Annotated in this window: 17 protein-coding genes and 1 pseudogene; 8 read left to right on the forward strand and 10 right to left on the reverse strand. The window is 66.5% G+C overall.

The annotated features are described in order from the left end of the window. Nucleotides 1-22: 22 nt before the first annotated feature. Complete coding sequence (locus VFH65_RS04405) at nucleotides 23-463, forward strand: nitroreductase/quinone reductase family protein (RefSeq protein ID WP_353319919.1); 441 nt, start codon at nucleotides 23-25, stop codon at nucleotides 461-463. On the opposite strand, the gene VFH65_RS04410 is transcribed toward VFH65_RS04405, so the two are convergent. Both VFH65_RS04410 and VFH65_RS04415 read right to left on the reverse strand, forming a co-directional pair. Further along, nucleotides 460-1,158, reverse strand: coding sequence for a hypothetical protein (locus VFH65_RS04410; protein WP_353319920.1), 699 nt, complete (start codon nucleotides 1,156-1,158; stop codon nucleotides 460-462). The two genes, VFH65_RS04405 and VFH65_RS04410, sit on opposite strands and share 4 nt — an antisense overlap. Nucleotides 1,159-1,413: 255 nt before the next feature. Beyond that, nucleotides 1,414-2,049: a LysM peptidoglycan-binding domain-containing protein gene (locus tag VFH65_RS04415; RefSeq protein WP_353319921.1), complete on the reverse strand. Its 636-nt coding sequence runs from the start codon at nucleotides 2,047-2,049 to the stop codon at nucleotides 1,414-1,416. A gap of 375 nt (nucleotides 2,050-2,424) precedes the next feature. Here VFH65_RS04415 and VFH65_RS04420 point away from each other — a divergent pair, with 375 nt between their 5' ends. Next, the gene (locus VFH65_RS04420; RefSeq protein ID WP_353319922.1) at nucleotides 2,425-2,685 is read left to right on the forward strand and encodes a helix-hairpin-helix domain-containing protein; all 261 of its coding nucleotides are present in this window, start codon (nucleotides 2,425-2,427) and stop codon (nucleotides 2,683-2,685) included. A 28-nt stretch (nucleotides 2,686-2,713) separates the two neighbouring features. Here VFH65_RS04420 and VFH65_RS04425 read toward each other — a convergent pair whose 3' ends face one another. The 5 genes from VFH65_RS04425 to VFH65_RS04445 form a co-directional block, all read right to left on the reverse strand. Next, nucleotides 2,714-4,120: an NAD(P)/FAD-dependent oxidoreductase gene (locus VFH65_RS04425; protein WP_353319923.1), complete on the reverse strand. Its 1,407-nt coding sequence runs from the start codon at nucleotides 4,118-4,120 to the stop codon at nucleotides 2,714-2,716. A 28-nt stretch (nucleotides 4,121-4,148) separates the two neighbouring features. Beyond that, entirely contained in the window at nucleotides 4,149-5,318 is a 1,170-nt protein-coding gene (locus VFH65_RS04430) for a cation:proton antiporter (protein ID WP_353319924.1), read from the reverse strand. Between the two features lie 3 nt (nucleotides 5,319-5,321). Then, nucleotides 5,322-5,831 carry a cation:proton antiporter regulatory subunit gene (locus tag VFH65_RS04435; RefSeq protein ID WP_353319925.1) on the reverse strand — a complete coding sequence of 170 codons (510 nt, stop codon included), beginning with the start codon at nucleotides 5,829-5,831 and terminating at the stop codon, nucleotides 5,322-5,324. A gap of 29 nt (nucleotides 5,832-5,860) precedes the next feature. Then, nucleotides 5,861-6,745, reverse strand: coding sequence for a sterol desaturase family protein (locus tag VFH65_RS04440; protein ID WP_414688354.1), 885 nt, complete (start codon nucleotides 6,743-6,745; stop codon nucleotides 5,861-5,863). 78 nt (nucleotides 6,746-6,823) lie between these two features. After that, nucleotides 6,824-8,362 (reverse strand): carboxylesterase/lipase family protein, encoded by a 1,539-nt coding sequence (locus VFH65_RS04445; RefSeq protein WP_353319927.1) that lies wholly within the window; start codon nucleotides 8,360-8,362, stop codon nucleotides 6,824-6,826. 102 nt (nucleotides 8,363-8,464) lie between these two features. On the opposite strand from VFH65_RS04445, the gene VFH65_RS04450 reads away from it, so the two are divergent. From VFH65_RS04450 to VFH65_RS04465, 4 genes are read left to right on the forward strand one after another with little or no spacing between them, the layout of a single operon-like run. Then, nucleotides 8,465-9,370, forward strand: a complete 906-nt coding sequence (locus tag VFH65_RS04450; RefSeq protein ID WP_353319928.1) for an oxygenase MpaB family protein — start codon at nucleotides 8,465-8,467, stop codon at nucleotides 9,368-9,370. After that, nucleotides 9,367-9,990 carry a TetR/AcrR family transcriptional regulator gene (locus tag VFH65_RS04455; RefSeq protein ID WP_353319929.1) on the forward strand — a complete coding sequence of 208 codons (624 nt, stop codon included), beginning with the start codon at nucleotides 9,367-9,369 and terminating at the stop codon, nucleotides 9,988-9,990. Before VFH65_RS04450 ends, VFH65_RS04455 begins: the two co-directional genes overlap by 4 nt. A gap of 9 nt (nucleotides 9,991-9,999) precedes the next feature. Next, a complete protein-coding gene (locus tag VFH65_RS04460; RefSeq protein ID WP_353319930.1) occupies nucleotides 10,000-10,338 on the forward strand; it encodes a DMT family transporter in 339 nt (112 codons plus the stop codon). Then, complete coding sequence (locus tag VFH65_RS04465) at nucleotides 10,338-10,661, forward strand: DMT family transporter (protein ID WP_353319935.1); 324 nt, start codon at nucleotides 10,338-10,340, stop codon at nucleotides 10,659-10,661. The genes VFH65_RS04460 and VFH65_RS04465 overlap by 1 nt, the downstream gene beginning before the upstream one ends. On the opposite strand, the gene VFH65_RS04470 is transcribed toward VFH65_RS04465, so the two are convergent. From VFH65_RS04470 to VFH65_RS04480, 3 genes are read right to left on the reverse strand one after another with little or no spacing between them, the layout of a single operon-like run. After that, nucleotides 10,630-11,829: an MFS transporter gene (locus VFH65_RS04470; protein WP_353319931.1), complete on the reverse strand. Its 1,200-nt coding sequence runs from the start codon at nucleotides 11,827-11,829 to the stop codon at nucleotides 10,630-10,632. The genes VFH65_RS04465 and VFH65_RS04470 overlap by 32 nt on opposite strands. Nucleotides 11,830-11,857: 28 nt before the next feature. After that, a complete protein-coding gene (locus VFH65_RS04475) occupies nucleotides 11,858-12,766 on the reverse strand; it encodes an SDR family NAD(P)-dependent oxidoreductase (RefSeq protein WP_353319932.1) in 909 nt (302 codons plus the stop codon). Beyond that, nucleotides 12,763-13,371: a TetR/AcrR family transcriptional regulator gene (locus tag VFH65_RS04480; RefSeq protein WP_353319933.1), complete on the reverse strand. Its 609-nt coding sequence runs from the start codon at nucleotides 13,369-13,371 to the stop codon at nucleotides 12,763-12,765. Before VFH65_RS04480 ends, VFH65_RS04475 begins: the two co-directional genes overlap by 4 nt. A gap of 71 nt (nucleotides 13,372-13,442) precedes the next feature. On the opposite strand from VFH65_RS04480, the gene lysA reads away from it, so the two are divergent. Continuing rightward, entirely contained in the window at nucleotides 13,443-14,720 is a 1,278-nt protein-coding gene (gene lysA / locus VFH65_RS04485) for a diaminopimelate decarboxylase (protein ID WP_353319934.1), read from the forward strand. 20 nt (nucleotides 14,721-14,740) lie between these two features. After that, nucleotides 14,741-15,307 (forward strand): annotated as a pseudogene (locus VFH65_RS04490) (4-alpha-glucanotransferase); the annotation flags it as partial.

Genomic DNA, 15,307 nt, shown 5'->3' on the forward strand with positions numbered 1-15,307 from the left:
GCATTCGACGAAGGGAATTCCGATGACCACGCGCTACGAGGCACCGAACCTGGCTGCACGAGCAGGCAACGAGCTCATCCGCTTACTGGCGGAAGCGGGCATCAGCATCGCGGGAACCCGGGCGCTGCGGGTGCGTGGGCGAAAGACCGGCAAGCGCCGCGGCGTGGTGATCAACCTACTTACGGTCGACGGACGCGATTATCTGGTGTCGCCGCGCGGCAACACGCAGTGGGCGCGGAATGCGCGAGCAGCTGGAGCCGTCGAGGTCGGCCCGCGGTGGCGCAGTCGTGACGTGCGCATCGCCGAGGTCGCCGACGACGCGAAGCCGGACTTGTTGAAGCGCTATCTGGACCGCTGGCACTGGGAGGTCAAGGGCCACGTCGGTGGGCTCACGCCGCAGTCAAGCGGTGACGAGTTACGCGCCACTGCCCCGTCGATCCCGGTGTTCGAGCTTCTCCGCTAAGGCACCGGCAGCGGTGCGGGGATACTCCCTGATGCGGCGGAGATGACGTCCTCGCTGGCCTGCTGGCTGGCGGCCTGCCAGGACACCGCCGCGGGGTACTGCCCCCACGTGCTGTTGAACATCCCGACGATCGCGGCCCGGCCGTCCGGGGCGAGGAAATACACCGGCCCGCCGGAGTCGCCCTTCTGGCTCACGACACCGTTGGCCATCGTGAACCAGCCGTTGTACACCGCCTGGATGGTGCCGCAGCTCTCCCCCGTCACCACACCGAAGTGGCAAACCGGAAGACCGGGCGCCGGAACGATGCTCGGGTCGGAGACCAGCTGCCGGCCGCCGGGCAGGATGTTGTTCGCCGCAACGTCGGGGGCAAGGGTGATCGCCTCCCAGTCGGCGATCTGGTGGTTGGTGTCGATGGTCGTGCCGTCAGGGGTGTTGTCGCGGAACAGCGCCTGGTTTCCGACGAACCGACCGTCCTTGTCGCTGACCATTCCGTTTCCGCGGCAGTGCCCGGCGGTGAACGCGATCCGCGTCTGCGGGTCGACGTATCCCAACGTGCAGACATTGGTGCCCTGGATGACCTCCATGCCCGGGAAGACCACCACGCCCGGGTCGGCCTGTGCGGGCGCCGACGGCAGCGTCAGCGCGACGATTGGCGCGATGGTGGCGGCGAGAAGACGCAAGAATCGTCGGCGCATCCTCGCCTCCGATCATCAAGTGTCAAGGGTGTCCAGGGTACCGATGTGTTGAGGATTGCTATACCCGAGCGATCGGATCGCCAATCGCTTCGGCGGCACAGCTACCACTACACAGTGGTACTTCAAATTGCCAATCGCCGCCGGCCGCGGCAGTGTTACAGAAACGTCGAGTCTCCAGTGATCCATCCGGCAACCCGAACCGGGCACCGTATAACAATGGTGGCCCGAGCCTTTCGGCCCGGGCCACCATTGCGTTCAGTCAGGAATCGTCAGCACCTGACCAGGATGTATCAAATCGGGATTCGAAACCCCGCTGGCGTCGGCGATCCGCTGATACTTACTGCCGTCGCCATAGAAGCGCTCCGAGATAGCCCACAGTGTGTCGCCGGAGACCACCGTGTAGGTCCGCGGGGCGGGTGGTGGAGGCGGCGGAGGCGGCGGTGGAGGTGGCGGCGCGGCCGCCGCTTCCGGTTCGGGCGCCGGAGTCGGCGCCGGTTCCTCGGCAGCCGCGGGGGCGACTTCGGGAGCCGCCGCTTCAGGCTCGGGTGGTGGAGGTTCTTTCGTGTCCGTCTTGGATGACCACGCCGCCCCGTGGCCTGCGTACAGCACGAGATTGCGGTCATCTTGCAGGACGAGTTTTACGTCCTTCTTGCCCTTGGTGTCGGTGTGCCACACCGGTTTATCCGGTGAGTACAGGACGCAATTGCCGTCCTTTTGCACCTCGAGGCGATCGACATTCTTGCCGTCGGTGCCAGTCGACCACACCGCCTGCCCGCGCGCGGCCAGCACCATGTTGCCGTCCTGCTGCAACGTCAACGTGTACGCGCCGTTGTTGGAAGTTAGCGATCCCCCTTTTTCGAGTTTTTGTCCCTCGGCAAGTGTGTCTGCCACGGCCGTTACCCCTTTCTCGAAAGTTGAAGACGATATAGATGAGCCTACTGACCCAACGTGTGCATGTATGGCGTTCTGCGCGAGGCAGTTCAAACGTATGACGAACGGCTGATGACTGATTCGTGTTGTGGCCCAAGGAAGTCCGTCGCTCAGTTACGGAGTCTTCAACCCGTTGCCCGAATGGAGCAGGTAGGTATTGGATATTCCGCGCGCGTTGGCGATCGGCTGGAATTTGCCGCCACCGCGTCAATTATTCGAGATGTCAGCAACGATGGATCTTCAACTTTGTGATATCGAGAGCCGGAATGGGACTACCGGCCGCGAATTGTCCGATTCGTTCAAGACCGCGCCTAATCCGTTCGGTACCAAGAAGACATGACCGAAAGCGAGCTGCGAGCCCTACCCAATATCGGTCCGGCCATCGCCAAGACGCTGATGCGCCTAGGTATCGAGCGGCCGGACGACCTGCGCGGGCAGACCGCAGATCAGCTGTATCGCCGGCTGTGTGACCTCGACGGCCGACGACATGACCCGTGCCTACTCGATACGTTCGTCGCCGCCGTCGACCATGCCAATGGTGCGCCGGCCCGGCCTTGGTGGTACTACAGCCGCATTCGAAAAAGCGAGCGCAGCTGACTTCGGCTCTGCCCGTGGGTGATACCGCTCAGGAATCGAATCCGAGGCCCAGCGAATCGAGCGTGCGCAGCAGCAGGTTGCGTCGGCCTGCCGCGTGGTCGGCTCGATCCAGCGACCACCTTGTCGCCTGGATACCGATGCTGGCCAGCGGCTCCGGCGGAAACGGCAACGGACGCCTGCGCACCATTTCCAGCTCGGTGCGTGGCGTGGGCCTGCCTTCGAGCAGATCCAGGCACACATCCGCGGCGAACCTCGCCGCCCCGACGCCGAGTCCGGTGAACCCGTTGACGTAGGCGACGCGGCCTTCGCGGGCCAGTCCCCAATGCGCGCAGAACCGAGTGTTGGTGTCGATGGCACCGGCCCACCGGTGAGTGAACCGGACGTCGTCGAGTTGCGGGAACGTGATGAAGAAGTGGGCGGCCAGCCGTCGATAGGTGGCCGGCCGGTCTTCGTAGGCGGCCTTCACTTTGCGTCCGAAGTGGTAGACGGCGTCATATCCGCCCCACACGATGCGGTTGTCCGCGGTCAGGCGGTAGTAGTGAAACTGGTTGGCGCAGTCGCCGATTCCCTGCCTGCCCTGCCAACCGATGCGGTCTAGCTGCGTGTCGGTCAGCGGCTCGGTGGCCAGTACATAGTCGTAGACGGGCACTGTGCGGAGCCGGTTTCGGCGCAGCAGGCTGTCGAAGACGTTGGTCGCCAGCACGGCCCGTCGACACGTGACGATCGCCGCGTCGGTCTGGATGCGCAGGGCGGCGCCTGCGGAATCCAGTCCCGTCGCCTTCGTGTGCTCGTAGATGTGCACACCGGCTTCCTCGCAGGCACGGGCGAGTTCGAACGACAGCTTGGCGGGATGGACGATCGCGGTGGTGTCGGTGTTGAGAAGCCCGGCGAGGTACGTCGGTGAATGAACCTCATCGCGGACTTCCCGCAGTCCGAGCAGCCGTCCCTCACCCTCGTCGGAGGCCTCCTGCAGCCAGTCGACCTGATGGGGTTCGGTGGCAACCGACAGCATGCCCGTACGCTGCCACTCGGTATCCAGGCTCAGGCTCTCGATTTCGGCCTGCATGCCCTCGAGGTTCTCCATGCCCATCGCGTTGAGCGTGTCGATTTCGTTGGGCCAGCGGGCTTTTCCATTCGCCAACCCGTGCGTCAGGCTGGCGTCGACGAAACCTCCGTTGCGGCCGGAGGCGGCCCAACCGATCCGGTCGGCGTCGATCAGCACGATCCGCTGATCCGGATTGCGCTGGGCGGCATGCAATGCGGTCCATAAGCCGGTGTACCCGCCGCCCACAACCAACAGGTCGCCGGCGATCGATCCGGTCAGCGCCGGATAGTCGGGCCTGGGGATGTCCAGCCACATCGATCCGAAGGTGCTTGCCCCAAGCGACCGTTCGATCAGGCCGGGGTCGACGTCCTCGTCAAACACCGTCTCCACACCAGCGGACACTACGGGATTCGTGTCGCTATACCGGGCCGGGCGCCGGTTTTCCGCGCATCGTGCGCACCCCGCCTCCGGTGAACCTGGCCAGCACGGGCCCAACGATGGCGAGGATGAACACATACGGCGTCGCCACCGCCTCGACTGCTTCGATCGTCGTGCCGACCAAGCCGATGATGACCAATGAGAACTCGCCGCGGGCGATAAGGGCGGTTCCGGCGCGCAGCTGACCCGGCCTGCCCACCCCTTCACGACGGGCGGCGAACTGACCGGTCAACACCTTCGTCGCCGCGGTCACCGCCGCCAGCGCGAGCGCCGCGGGCAGCATCGGCACCAGGTCGCTCGGATTCACCGAGACGCCGATGGCGAGAAAGAAGATGGCTGCGAAGAGGTCACGCAGCGGGCTCAACACCTTGCGCGCCCGGTCGGCCGACTCACCGGTGAGCGTGAGCCCGACAAGGAACGCCCCGACCGCCGCGGAGGCGTGCACGAATTCGGCGAGGGCCGCAACGATCAGCGTGAGCCCGAGAATTCGCAGCAGCACCTGCTCGTTGTCCGGGTGCGCCACCAACCGGCCGACGTGGTGGCCCCACCGATACGACGCGGCGAACGCGATACTCAGCGCCGCGACCGCGATGGCCATGCCGAGCAGAGCCTGCAACCAGGTGCCGCCCGTGGCCAGCACGGCGAGCAGTGGCAGATACGCGGCCATCGCGAAGTCCTCGAGCACGAGAATCGACAGCACGGCCGGCGTCTCACGGTTACCGAGCCGGCGCAGATCACTGAGCAGCCGCGCGATCACACCGGACGACGAGATGTAGGTGACACCGGCCAGGGCGATGATGCCGACGCCGTTGAGACCCAGCAGCCAGCCCGCGACCGCTCCCGGCACCGCGTTGAGGACGACGTCCACCCACGCCGAGGGCAGGTGACGGCGCAGGCTGCTGGCGAACTCGCCGAGCGAGAACTCCAACCCCAGGGTGAGCAGCAGCAGCACCACGCCGATGGTCGCGCCGGTGCGGACGAACTCCCCCGCAGCCGGAAGCGGCGCCACGCCGCCTTCGCCGAGTGCGAGGCCGGCGACGAGATAGAGCGGGATCGGCGACAGCGCGAAGCGGCGCGCGGCCGTGCCCAGCACGGTGAGCACCGTGAGGATGACGCCGAGCTCGAGAAGCAGCGTCGCCGAGATCTGCACCGGTCAGCCTTCGGCAGGCGGGCCGGCCAAATGGCCTCGAGCCACGATGTCCTCGACTCCGGCGAGGCCCTCCTCGGTGCCGATCACCACCAACACATCGTCGGCGCGAAGGATCTCGGCGGGCCCAGGCGAGGCGAGCACCTGTTCGTCGCGGACGATCGCGACGATGGACGCCCCGGTCCGTGTGCGGGCCCGGGTGTCGCCGAGTGGCCGGTCCACGAACGGGCTGCCCGGGCGAATGGCCACTTGTCCCGCGTTGAGCCCCGGCACTTCGCGGGTCAGATCGGCGAACCGTTCCGCGATGCGTGGCGCGCCAAGTATCTGGGCCAGCGCTTCGGCCTCCTCACCGGTCAGCCGGAAGACCTCTTGAGCCTGGTCGGGATCGTCCTTGGGATACACGACGATTTCGAAGTCCCCGGAGCGCCTGGCGACCACGCCGATGCGGTCGCCGTCGCGGTTCTCGAACTCGAACCGCAGGCCGACGCCCGGCAGCAGTGTCTCTTTGACATCCATGGGTCAATATTGCTGCCTCGAGCGTCGAGTTATGCGCGAACTCCGGCCGATTCTTCTGCCACGAGTCGACGTTCTGCAGGCTCCCATCCGGGCGGGCCGAAGGTGTAGCCGAACTTGTCGCGCCAACGCGTCGCCCTGCGCACGTCGCGGGCGATCGCCACGTATTCGTGTGTCTGCAATGTCCAGATGTTGTAGGTATCCACCTGCTTGGTCAATCCATAGTGCGGGCGGATGGTTTCGGCTTGGAAGCTGCCAAACAGCCGATCCCACAGGATGAAGATGCCGCCGTAGTTCTTGTCGAGGTAATGCTGGTCCATGCCGTGATGCACGCGGTGGTGTGACGGCGTATTGAAGATGAATTCGATTGGCCGCCAGAGCTTTCCGATGCGTTCGGTGTGAATCCAGAACTGGTAGATGAGATTGATCGAGAAGGACAGGAACACCAGCCACGGCGGAACACCGAACAGCGGCAATAGCGCCCGCAGGAACACGTCGCCGCTGATGTTCCACTTCTGCCGCAGCGCGGTGGCGAAGTTGAAGTACTGGCTGGAGTGGTGGGCCTGGTGGGTGGCCCAGAAGATCCGCACGCGATGGGCCATCCGGTGATACCAGTAGTAGAGGACGTCAACGCCGACGATGGCGATCACCCACGTGTACCACTGTGTGGCGGGCAGATGCCACGGCGCGACGTAGACGTAGAGCGCCGCATACCCCAGCAGCGCGATCCCGTTGAGCACCCCGCTGGTCCCGACCGATACCAGACCCATCCAGATGCTGGCCCATGCGTCGGGCTTCAGGTAAGCACCGGCGGGCGGGCGGTCGGCCTCTTCATGCGCGAGCTTGCGCGCCGCGGTCCACTCGATGATGAGCAGCAGGAGGAAAAACGGGACCGCGAACATGACGGGGTCGTGCATGAGCGGCGGCAGCACATTTGAGAATGCGTTTGCCAGGTCCACGACGACACCTCCGCGACGAGTTTAACCGCCGCGTCGCTACCGGAAGCTGAGCACCTCACTGCCCCACGTCGATCGGATGTGCAGGTCGACGTCATTGACGACGGAATCTTGGCGGTCGATCACCAGGCACGCGCGATCGGCCTCCTGGTACGGCAGCCACTCGGGCTCGTCGGCCAGCCCCAGTGGCTTGCCATGCGTTGCGAAGTTGCGCCAGCGCTCCTGGATTCGGGCCGAAACCACCTTGCCGGTCTTCATCCCGCCGAGCCGAAATGTGGGGTCTTTGGGGCCTGCGACGAGGTTGCCCCACACGAACGGCAGTTCGGTGGCGTGTGCACCGGCAAGCCGCAGCAGTCGCAACATCGGTGTGGCCCAGTCGAATCGGTAGAGGAATACCGGCGCGACGGTGCTGTGGCCTTCGGCCAGCCATACCGTCGGCATCCGGAAGCCGACGTCGCGCGCCACTCCCATCCCCCGGGCCTTGCCCCGTAGCCCTGGATACGCGGTGTCGATCTGATCGTCCGTCGGCAGTACCAGATTCGGCTGTTCGGCGGCGATCTGGCTGAACATCGCGTTGATCGCCTCGGGCGTGATGGGCATCAGCGGCGATTTCATGAATCGGAACAGCGCCGCCTCGTGCTTGTTCGTGCCGACGATCAGCGGAACCGGGTGTGACCGGCCCTGGCGCGCCAGTTTCACGGGGTGGTCGGGCACTAGATCACCGTCGATGATCGGGGCGAAGGCCAGTGTGCCAGGGCACTGCAGCGGTACGTCGTTGAACAACGTCCGAGACGCGGCGATCACCGCACCGTCAGGCACCGCCGCCAGTCGGTCGATGTCGTTGTCCCCCAAGCCAAGCGCGGTGATGAACTGCTCCGCGGTCCTGCGGCCACGCGCCGCGTCGTACACCGAGGTGGCCGGTGAGCTCTGCGCGATCGCACCGGCGAACAGCCCGGCGGCGGCCGGGCTTGTCAGCAACGTGGTGATGATGCCGGCGCCCGCCGACTCGCCGAACACCGTGACGCGTTCGGGGTCTCCTCCGAAGGAGGCGATGTTGTCGCGGACCCAATGCAGGGCGTGCACCGCATCGCGCAGCCCGAGATTGCTATCGAACCGGCGCCGCGGCGTGCTGAACGACGACAGATCCAGGAATCCGAAGGCGCCGAGTCGGTAGTTGATGGTGACGACGACAACGTCGCCGCCCGCGGCCAGCACGCGCCCGTTGTACAGCGGCTGGTTCGCTGAACCGAGGACATAGGCGCCGCCGTGAATCCACACCATCACCGGCTTCCGATCGCCTGCGGCGATGTCTGACGAAGCCCAGATGTTGAGGGTCAGGCAGTCGTCGCCCTGTGGCGCGCCGAGATCGATGGGGATGCGAGGTTCCACCGGCTGCGGACAGACCGGTCCGAAGTCGCTGGCATCGGCCACTTCCGTCCATGGCTCGGGTGGCTCCGGGGCGCGCCATCGTAGGTCGCCGGCCGGCGGGGCGGCGTATCGCACACCTTTCCATGCCGTGACGCGGCCGTCGTCAACGCCGCGGACCGGCCCATAGGCGGTATCCACAACGGTGTTCATGCCCAGAGGCTACCGACGGCTAGCAAAGAGCACCGGGAGATTCTGATCACGTGTCGTGGTATATCTGGTATGAGATTCGTAACATCTGCTTCAGGAGATCTCATGGATCTGCGCCGCCGCATCGTCGCCGACTTCGAGAAGGGCGCCGGACGCCACGACGATCCGGCTGTCTACGGCGGTCCGCCGGGTGACGCCGGCCTGATCGGCCCGGGCAGCATGTCATGGGAGATCAACGCCGATCTGGCGTCGGTCTCACAGGCCGGTCTTCCCGCGATCGTGCTGGAAATCCTGCATCCCTCCGTCGTCGCCGGAGTGCAGGACATGTCCAATTACCGGCAGGATCCGTTTCAGCGCGCACGCGCCACCCTCGGCTATGTGCTGACGACGACGTTCGGCAACACCACCGCCGCCACCGCGCTCATCGACCACGTCAAGCACGTGCACTCGTACGTCAAGGGCACCCGGCCCGACGGAGTTCCTTACCGCGCGCTTGACCCCGAGCTGATCGCGTGGGTGCACACAGCCATTCCGTGGATGATCATGCAGGCGTTCGAACACACGAAAAGGCCACTGTCACAACAAGAACGGGACCGCTATTTGAGTGAGCAGGCAGTGATCGGCCGGATGGGCGGCGCCGATTGGGTGCCGACGACGGCGGCCGAGCTCGACGACTACGTCGAAGCGATGCGTCCCCGTTTGAGCGTGAACGCCCAAACCCGCGAGTTCGTCGACTTCCTCATGACCTCGCCCTTCTTCGGAGAACTGCCGGGCCCGCTCGATCGCCGACTGCACCGCTTCGCCATCTATGCCGGCATGAGCCGCGCACCGCAGTGGGCGCAAGAGCTCATCGGCTTCGACAATCCTGGGGCGCTGACACGCAGAATGATCGAGCCCGCGCTGCAACTCGACGCTCGTCGGCTGCGGTGGGCGTTCGCAACACCCCGCTACGTCCGGCTGGCACGCGAACGCGCGGCAGGCGCGGCGCTGACAACGGTGGCGGAGCCGTGATCGACGCCCAGCTGATCGAGGTCGTCGGTGGCGCGAACATCGGCGGCAGCATCGACGAAGTCGCCGACCGCACCAGCCAGCGCATCCTGGATGCCGCCCTTCATGAGGCGGCAGCCATTGGGCTGCAACGGATTACGGTCGAGGACGTGGTTCGTCGCGCCGGTGTCTCCCGGATGACCGCCTACCGCCGCTATCCGCGTCGCGACGATCTGGTCGAGGCGTTGGTGCGCCGCGAAACCCAGCGTTTCCTCGCCGCGGTCGCCGACGCCATCGACGCCGTTGACGATCCGCACGACGGAGTGGCGGAGGCGTTCATCGCCGCCGTCACATTCGCCCGCGAACACCCCATGCTGCGCCGCGCCGGGCAGGTGGAGCCGGCGCCGATCGCCGACTGGATCGAACTGCTGAAGATGGGATCGGCATTCATCGCCAACTACATTCACGGCGAGGCCACCGGCACGCCGTCGCAGCGGGTGCGCTGGGTCGCGGATGTGTTCGCCAGGCTGTTCTTCACCTACATCTCGATACCGCCCACCGATCCGGACTTCGGCGACGACGACGAACTGCGGCGGTTCGCGCACGAGGTGCTGACGCCGATGGTGAACCGCGCAGTCGGATAGCTTGGTCGGGTGCGGAAGTGGGCGTTGCTGTTCGCGGCCATCGCGGTCGAGGTTGCGGCGACGTTGTCTTTGCGCGCATCCCAAGACCATTCGGCGTGGCTCGCGGTCGTCGTCGCCGGCTATGTCGGATCGCTCGTTCTGCTGACGCTGGTGTTGCGCATCGGTATGCCGGTCGGGGTCGCTTATGGCATCTGGGGGGCTTCGGGAACCGCGGCGACGGCGGTGCTGGCCGCCGCGATCTTCGGGGACCGATTCACCTGGCCGATCGTTGCCGGTATCGCGCTGATCATCGGCGGTGTACTGCTGGTCGAGTTCGGATCACGCCAAGCCGCGGAGGGTGAGCCGTGATGTGGCTGGCGCTGGCCGGCGCGATCCTCGTCGAAGTTGTCGCGACGCTGTCGCTGCGGGCCTCCGACGGTTTCCGCAAGAAGTTGTGGATCGCGCCCGTCGTCGCCGGGTATCTCGTGTCGTTCTATCTGCTGTGGCTGTCGTTGTCGCTGGGCATGCCGGTCGGCATCGCCTACGGCGTGTGGACGGCGTGCGGCGTGGCGCTTGTCGCCCTCATCGCCCGAGTCCTTTTCGCCGAGCCGCTGACGTGGATCATGGCGCTGGGCATTGCGCTCATCGTGGCAGGCGTCCTCACGATCGAGATGGCCGGCGTCGTGCACTGAGCGCGCCGGCCAGCGCGATTACCACCAGACCCGCCACCGGGACGCTCAGCAGCCCCACCCGAAGACTGGTCGCGTCGGCGATGACCCCGACGATCAATGGCGCACCGAAGAAGCCGACGCGCATCAGCCAAGTCACCGCCGTCAGCCCGGTGCCCGGGCGTAAGCCGGGCAGTTGGTCGGCGCCGTGCATGGCAGCGGGGATCAGCGTGGCGACGCCTAAACCGGCGGCCGCGAACCCCGCGATGGTGGCCGGAACGCTGGGAAACGCCAGGGCGGCGCCCATTCCGGTGGCGGTGATCAGAGCGCCGGCCCGTGTCACCGCGCGTTCACCGAACCGGTCGACAAGCCGATCGCCGATCAACCGCCCAAGGAACATGAACCCGACAAGTGCGATATAGCCGAACGCCGCGATCGGCCCCGGCGCGCCGAGGCTGTCACGCAGATACAGCGTGGCCCATGAACTGCCCGCGTCCTCCACGGTGGCCCCCGCGATCGCGATGATCACCAACGCCACCAGCGTCGCGTACACCGCCATGCCGGCGCCGCCGCGGCCGCCCGCCCCCGCTGGCGGATGGTCGTCGTGATCGTCGCCTTTGAGCAGATAGGGATACGCGAGCAGGACGACGGTGCTGAACACCGCTGCGGCAAACGCCAAATGCGTTGTGCGAGACATGTTTAGCGCGATCGCCCCGGCTCCCATCAATCCACCGAGGATCGCCCCGACCGCCCACACCGCGTGAAGCGAGTTGATGATCGACCGGCCGTAGTTCCGCTGTACTCGCAGCCCATGGGCGTTCTGCGCGACATCGGTGACCGCATCGGAGGCCCCCGCGATGAACAGCGCGGCCGCAAGGACGACGGGTGTGGTCGCCATGCCGGCGACCACCACGAACAGCCCGATACCGATGGTGCCTGCCACCGCCACCCGCGACGATCGGTACCGGCGGATCAGCGCCGCCGCGGTGAGCCCGGCGACCAGCGCCCCGCCGGAAAACGCCGCGATCGCCGCGCCGTACACCGCATTGGACAGGTGCAGATCCGTTTTGATCTCGGGATAGCGCGGCAGCATGTTGGCGAAGAGCGCCCCATTGGTCAGGAACAGCGCCGCGACCGCGATCCGGGCCCTCCGATTCTGCGCCTCGGCTACGTCGAGCCGTTCGGGCGCCATGAACCAGACACTACCGAAACCCCAAGTGTCACTTGATCGCGCGCGTCAGCAGCTGTTCGCTCGTCGTCCACAGATCGAGTGCTTTGCCATGGTCATACGAGTCGGCCGAGGACCGGATCGGCTTGCGCCCCTCGAAATATTGGCCCGTCACTCCGTCGAAGCGCGCGTCCGCGGCCAGCGCCGCCAGGCGCGCGGCGGAGGTGCGAGTGCTGTGCACCTTCGGCAGGACCATCAGCACCGGCGACAGGGCACGCCATGCCAATCGCTGTACCGGCGAATAGTCGCGGGACAGGTCCGTCCCGGGCATCAGGCCAGGGTCGAACGCGGTGACCGTCACGCCCTGCTCGCCGTGGCCGAGTCGCCGGTCAAGCTCGTAGGCGAATAGCACGTTGCACAACTTGGACGTGGTGTAAGCGCGACGGCCCTCTCCGGATGATCCGCCGGCCACTGGGCGGGCAATCTCAGCCGCGGAGGTGTAGCGCGGCGCAGGCATGCCGGTGTGATTGGCGGGATCGTGAGTACCGCTGCTGACGACGACGATTCGCGCGGGTCGTGTCAGGTGGTCGAGCACTTCTTGCACCAGCGCGAAGTGTCCGAGGTGGTTCACGCCGAACGTCATCTCGACACCGTCGTCGGTCACCTCCGAGCCCGAAACCACCTGAACGCCCGCGTTGCACACCAGCGCGTGCACCGGCGGCAGTTCGGTGGCGCGCAGGGCTTGCGCGAAGCCGCGCACGGACCGCAGCGACGCCAGGTCCAGCTCGAGGACCGTGCACCGCTTCGGTTCCCCGAGCGCCGCGACGGCATCGGCGCCGCGGCCAGCGTCGCGCACGGCGAGCACCACATGCCACGACGCGTCGGTCGCCAGCAGTGCGCGTGCGCAGTCCAGTCCCAAACCCGCGCTGGCGCCGGTGATCACGGCGGTTCTCGTATTCATCTGTCCTCCAAAAGGATTGGGGCCAAGGCGGCGACCGCCTGATACAGCCGTCGGTACATCCGTTCGACGTCGGTCGCCTCGGTCTCGAGGTGTTCGGCGAAGAAGATGCCGTCAGAGAGCGCGACGGCGAAGGCGGTGAGTTCGGTCACGACCCGGTCGGCCTTCTTCGGCGGCGCGTCGGCCGGCAGCAGCTGGCGCAGGCCGGCGCGAAACCGTTCGATGGCCGTATCGCGTACCCGTCGCACCACCTGGGCGACCACCGGATCGTCGCTGCGTTCCAGCGACAGCATGTAGAACAGCCGCAGGAAGTCCGGGTGCTCGGCCTGAAGCCGCGCGGTCACCGCGAGTTGCTGCTCGACCGTGCCGCCGGTCGGGATCGCGGCGAAGAAGCGGTCGGCGCCGCGTTCCATGACCGCCGCGAGCACACCTTCCTTGGAGCCGAAGTGCCAGTAGATCGAACTGGGCGGCAGCCCGCACGCCTTGCGGATATCGCTGATGGAGGTGGCTGCGTAGCCGCGCGTGGCCATCAGACGCTCGGTGGCGTCGAGGATCAGCACCCGAGACTGCTCGCCCTGCTGCTGCTTCTTGGTCAGTGGAAGTGTCACGTTCACCTCTGTAAGGATCGTTACAGACGCAACACTAGCACGCACCCGCCCTTCGGTGGCACGCTGAGCCGATGGCGATCCATACCGAGGCGACCACCGAGGAGTTGATCGGCCTCTTCCCGCCGGGAACCCGCCTCGACAATGACGGCACGCTGATGGTCGGCGGCTGCCGGCTCGACAATGTGGCCCAGCAGTTCGGCACCCCGGCGATCGTCGTGGCCGAGGATGCTCTGCGTCAGCGGGCACGCGACTATCTGTCCGCCTTCCGCAGCCGGTGGCAACGCTGCGACGTGGCATTCGCGTCAAAGTCCTTCCCGTGCACCGCGGTTCAGCGAGTGATGGTCCAAGAGGGTTTGCACATCGATGTCGCAGGCGGAGGCGAGATCCTCACCGCGCTCAAGGCAGGCGCCGACCCCGGCAAGCTCGTCCTGCACGGCAACGCCAAGTCCGACGAGGAACTCGTCCTGGCCATCGCGAACGGTGTCGGCCTTGTCGTCGTCGACAACTTCGACGACATCGACCGGCTGGAGCGTCTCGTGCCGCGCGGCCACCAGCAGCCGTGCCTGGTCCGAGTCATCCCCGGCGTCGAGGCGGCCACGCACGCTTCCCAGGCGACGGGCCACGCAGGATCGAAGTTCGGGCTGTTGCCCGAGGACGCTCGCGAGGCGATAGCGCGCATCGAGCGCAGTGCCAAGTTGCGCCTCGACGGCGTGCACACCCACGTCGGCTCGCAGCTGCTCAACGTCGAACAGCTCGCGGCAGCGGTGGAGCCGATCGCCCAGCTCGGCACGTTCGAGGTCTACGACCTCGGCGGCGGCCTCGGGGTGCGCTACACCTACGGCGAACACCCGCCGAGCCTCGACGACTACGCAGAGGCGATGGTGACGCAGGCCCGCGCGCTCCTGCCAGAGGGCAGCCGCATCATCGTCGAACCGGGCCGCAGCATGGTCGCCAACAGCGCGTGCACGGTATACCGCGTCACGACCATCAAGCGCGGTGTCGTCACCCACGTCGCGGTCGACGGCGGCATGGGCGACAACCTCGAGGTGTCGTTGACCGGGCAGCGATTCGAGTCGACGATCGTCAACCGGGTGGGCGGCGGCGAAATGGTCAGCGTGGTTGGCAGGCACTGCGAATCCGGCGATCAACTGTGCGACGGCGTTCCGCTGCGTGACCCGGCCGTCGGCGACCTGCTGGCGGTGCCGGTCACCGGGGCGTACTGCTACACGATGTCCAACCAGTACAACGGCGCACGCCGTGTTCCCGTGGTGTTCGCGCGAAACGGGGATGCGCGGCTGGTGGTCCGCCGGGACACCTGGGACGACCTGTTGATCCGCGATGTGGACTGAAACCCGGCAAGATTGGCCTCATGACTGACCTGCCCTCGTCGTTGGTCGAACTGGCGCGCCGTTACGACGTCGCAACCGATTACCAAGACTGGACGGGGCGGTATGCCGCGGTCGCAGAGTCCACGCTCGTCGCCGTGCTCGACGCCCTCGGGGTGTCGGCCGCCACCGAGGATGAGCGAACGGCGGCTCTCGCCGCGCATGACCGCGCCTACTGGACGCGCCCGCTCCCCGCTGCGGTCATCGGGCGCGCCGGCAGCGCGTCGTCGTTCTGGGTGCACGTCACCCACGGAGATCCGGTCGGTCTGTGGATCCGACTGGAGGACGGCTCCGTGCGGACCGGACTGCGTCAGCTCGAAAACAATAGGGCCCCTTACGATCTCGACGGGCGAATGGTCGGCGAGGCCAGCTTCGAACTGCCTGCCGACCTGCCGCTGGGATATCACCGGCTGCACCTGCAGGTCGGCTCGTCCGACACCAGCACCCTGGTCATTGTCTCCCCCGCGTCGCTCGAGCTGCCCGCGAGGCTGGGCACCAATCGGGCGTGGGGCCTGGCGACCCAGCTCTACAGTGTGCGCTCGCAAAGATCT

It is taken from the genome of Mycobacterium sp. (genome assembly GCF_035697385.1).
Taxonomy (GTDB): Bacteria; Actinomycetota; Actinomycetes; order Mycobacteriales; family Mycobacteriaceae; genus Mycobacterium.

What these genes read in the sequence shown, in the direction of transcription:
- VFH65_RS04405 (WP_353319919.1), top strand. Translation starts at nt 23, where the DNA reads ATGACCACGCGCTACGAGGCACCGAACCTGGCTGCACGAGCAGGCAAC.
- VFH65_RS04410 (WP_353319920.1), bottom strand. Translation starts at nt 1,158, where the DNA reads ATGCGCCGACGATTCTTGCGTCTTCTCGCCGCCACCATCGCGCCAATC.
- VFH65_RS04420 (WP_353319922.1), top strand. Translation starts at nt 2,425, where the DNA reads ATGACCGAAAGCGAGCTGCGAGCCCTACCCAATATCGGTCCGGCCATC.
- VFH65_RS04435 (WP_353319925.1), bottom strand. Translation starts at nt 5,831, where the DNA reads ATGGATGTCAAAGAGACACTGCTGCCGGGCGTCGGCCTGCGGTTCGAG.
- VFH65_RS04440 (WP_414688354.1), bottom strand. Translation starts at nt 6,745, where the DNA reads ATGCACGACCCCGTCATGTTCGCGGTCCCGTTTTTCCTCCTGCTGCTC.
- VFH65_RS04445 (WP_353319927.1), bottom strand. Translation starts at nt 8,362, where the DNA reads ATGAACACCGTTGTGGATACCGCCTATGGGCCGGTCCGCGGCGTTGAC.
- VFH65_RS04450 (WP_353319928.1), top strand. Translation starts at nt 8,465, where the DNA reads ATGGATCTGCGCCGCCGCATCGTCGCCGACTTCGAGAAGGGCGCCGGA.
- VFH65_RS04465 (WP_353319935.1), top strand. Translation starts at nt 10,338, where the DNA reads ATGTGGCTGGCGCTGGCCGGCGCGATCCTCGTCGAAGTTGTCGCGACG.
- VFH65_RS04470 (WP_353319931.1), bottom strand. Translation starts at nt 11,829, where the DNA reads ATGGCGCCCGAACGGCTCGACGTAGCCGAGGCGCAGAATCGGAGGGCC.
- VFH65_RS04475 (WP_353319932.1), bottom strand. Translation starts at nt 12,766, where the DNA reads ATGAATACGAGAACCGCCGTGATCACCGGCGCCAGCGCGGGTTTGGGA.
- lysA (WP_353319934.1), top strand. Translation starts at nt 13,443, where the DNA reads ATGGCGATCCATACCGAGGCGACCACCGAGGAGTTGATCGGCCTCTTC.